We start from the raw sequence: 2510 nt of genomic DNA on the forward strand, positions 1-2510 counted from the left end.
CCCATCCGCTGACCAGCGGCGATGCCGCTCATGGACCGTCTTCCACGGACCGTAGCGCTCCGGAAGGTCGCGCCACGGCACGCCAGTCCGCGCCCTGTACACGATGCCGTCGATGACCTGACGGTGGTCCCGCCACCTGCCACAACGCCCGTTGCTCACAGGCAGCAGCGGTCGAAGCCGCTCCCACTGACCATCGGTCAGATCACCCCTACTCCCCATAGTCGTATCAACGACTCAACTGATCGGCAGGACACGGCCTAAACCAACTGGCTGACTGGTTGGACGGATCGCAGTCGAGTTACTGAAAGTAGTGGGCGGAAATCTAGAACCAACACGACCACCAGTGCCCATATCCAGACCCACCACCAAGCGCCGAGGCCCAGCACCATCCCACACGCCCCCCAGAAGCCCCCCAAGTCCCTGCCAAAACCTCCAGGCCACGCCACCCACCACAACCCCATCACCCATTCGGCTGCCACCAGGCGTAGGCAGGACCGGCCGGTGCCGCAACGTACGGAACCGGTGAACGGAAGGACGGCGTTGCCCAGCGCGAACGAGTATCAGCCCTCAGCACGTCGGTCCCGCGCTGGGTGATGCCGGCCCGGGGCGGGGTCCAGGGGCGCCAAGCGCCCTGGTACCCCAGACCGGCGCCCGTACTGGCCCTTGGGCCAGTGGTCGTGACCAGATGCCGGCGCGGGCCTAGGCCACCTTAGAAGGTACGGCGAAGGCATTTTGCCTGGCCGGGATAGGTCGTTCGCATACGTACATGACCCCTGACCGGGTACATCGCGGCCGCGCGATGTACCAACTGAGGGGACAGCGGGCGGCCAGAATGTCAAAGAAGCTGACAGCAGCTTGGCCCAATAGTCAAAGGTCTTTGACATTTTATGCGGAGGGCGCCGCCGGCCCGTCGGTGTTCCCTCAGAGGGAACACCGACTCCAACTCTGTTCCCTCTGAGGGAACACGCGACACGCGGAATGTCGTAAGGGTCCAACATTCTTGTCAAAGGGTTCTGACATACTGCTGGTCCCGCAGTGATCAACCTGAACGCGACCGTGGGAGACCCAGCCCGTGCCGACCGAGCCCGCGCGCCGCCGCCGTCCCACGCCGCGCGCCAACCCGCAGCCACCCCAGCTGCCCCTCGCCGACCCACTCAGCGCCTTCGGCTCACCTCTGGCGCCGGTCCCCCACGCACCCGGTCTCGACGACCTCGCAGAGCGCTACCCCGACCGCAAGGTCTCGGTAAGCGCCCGACAGAAGCCGTTGGAGATCTACTCGGGTCAGCCAAACCAGCAGGGCTCCTTCTCGCTTGATAGCCAGGAGTTCTTCTTGGTCATCGCCCAGTACTTCCGCGAGGCCCTCCCTCTCAGGATCATCATCCTGATGATCGCCTGCCAGAGGGCCGGCGGGCTGGTCGAGCTCACCCAGGAGGAGATGGGCACCGTCCTGGACATCACCCGTCCCAAGATCAACGATGCTCTCCAAGAGATCATGGAGCACGGCATCGTCTACAAGAAGCGGCCCGGCGTCTACCAGTTCAACCCCCCGTACTCGTACCGGGTGGCCGAGTTCATCCCCGCGACCGAGGATCAGTCAGCCAAGGTAATTCGAGTCGAGCAGGCCGATAGGATCTCCGAGATCCGGGGCAACACTGGACTGCCGGACCGCGTTCGGTTCCCGTCACTGGACGCTATGCGGACCGCGATCGAGGAGCTGCGCAAAACGCGGGCTGAGGAACGGGCAGCGCGACGCAAGGCCCGGCAGGACAAGGAGAGGAGCACCACCTCGTGACTCTGCACTTCGCAGCTGTCAACGCGGACGGCGTCGTTGCTGACTTGGACATGGGACCCGCGGCCTACCGAATCCTGCTCAAACTCCGGGCCTACAGCGAGCCTGGCGGACGCCTCGTCCAGAACCAGGACGAGATCGCCAAACTCGTCAAGATCTCCCGCGCAACCGTGATCACCGGGATGCGTGACCTCGAGCTCGCCCATCTTGTGAAGCGTGTCAAGAACGGCACGTACCAGCTGAACGCCATGATCGCGCCATACCGCAGCCCCGAAGACTGCGTCGCTGCCATCTCCGTCATGCCGGCCGAGCACCGCCTCGACCACCCCGACTTCGTCGGCGCCTACCAGCGCGCCGCGGCGGCCTACAAGGACCAGCTCGCGGAGCAGCGCAAGAAGAGGGCGAAGGCGAAGACCCGCAAGGCCGGCAACATCCGCGTCCTTCCCGCCGTCGGCTAATGCTCTGACCGGGAAGGTTTGCCGGGTTGGTGGTCGCGGCGTTTGGATGTCCGGTGATGTCCGTTCCTCCGATTGCTGAGGGTGTGGTGGCTGAGCCTGTCCGTGTGCGCAGGTTGACCGACCAGGAGGGGCAGAAGCTGCAGCAGATCGTGCGCCGGGGCAGCACCAGTTCGGTGCGCTACCGGCGGGCGATGATGTTGCTGGCCTCGGCCGGCGGGAACCGGGTGCCGGTGATCGCCCAGTTGGTGCAGGGCGGACGAGGA

Annotated in this window: 3 protein-coding genes and 1 pseudogene; 3 read left to right on the plus strand and 1 reads right to left on the minus strand. The window is 65.1% G+C overall.

Features of this window, described 5'->3' with window-relative positions:
- A partial coding sequence (locus tag AB0D10_RS46130; RefSeq protein ID WP_360255658.1) for a transposase occupies positions 1 to 219 on the minus strand: 219 nt, incomplete at its 3' end.
- Between the two features lie 853 nt (positions 220 to 1072).
- Here AB0D10_RS46130 and AB0D10_RS46135 point away from each other — a divergent pair.
- The 3 genes and pseudogenes from AB0D10_RS46135 to AB0D10_RS46145 form a co-directional block, all read left to right on the plus strand.
- Positions 1073 to 1792, plus strand: coding sequence for a hypothetical protein (locus AB0D10_RS46135; RefSeq protein WP_360269057.1), 720 nt, complete (start codon positions 1073 to 1075; stop codon positions 1790 to 1792).
- Complete coding sequence (locus AB0D10_RS46140; RefSeq protein WP_360269059.1) at positions 1789 to 2247, plus strand: replication/maintenance protein RepL; 459 nt, start codon at positions 1789 to 1791, stop codon at positions 2245 to 2247. The genes AB0D10_RS46135 and AB0D10_RS46140 overlap by 4 nt, the downstream gene beginning before the upstream one ends.
- An 86-nt stretch (positions 2248 to 2333) precedes the next feature.
- Positions 2334 to 2510, plus strand: a pseudogene (locus tag AB0D10_RS46145) (IS630 family transposase); the annotation flags it as partial.

The organism is Kitasatospora sp. NPDC048545 (assembly GCF_040651155.1).
Classification (GTDB): Bacteria; Actinomycetota; Actinomycetes; order Streptomycetales; family Streptomycetaceae; genus Kitasatospora.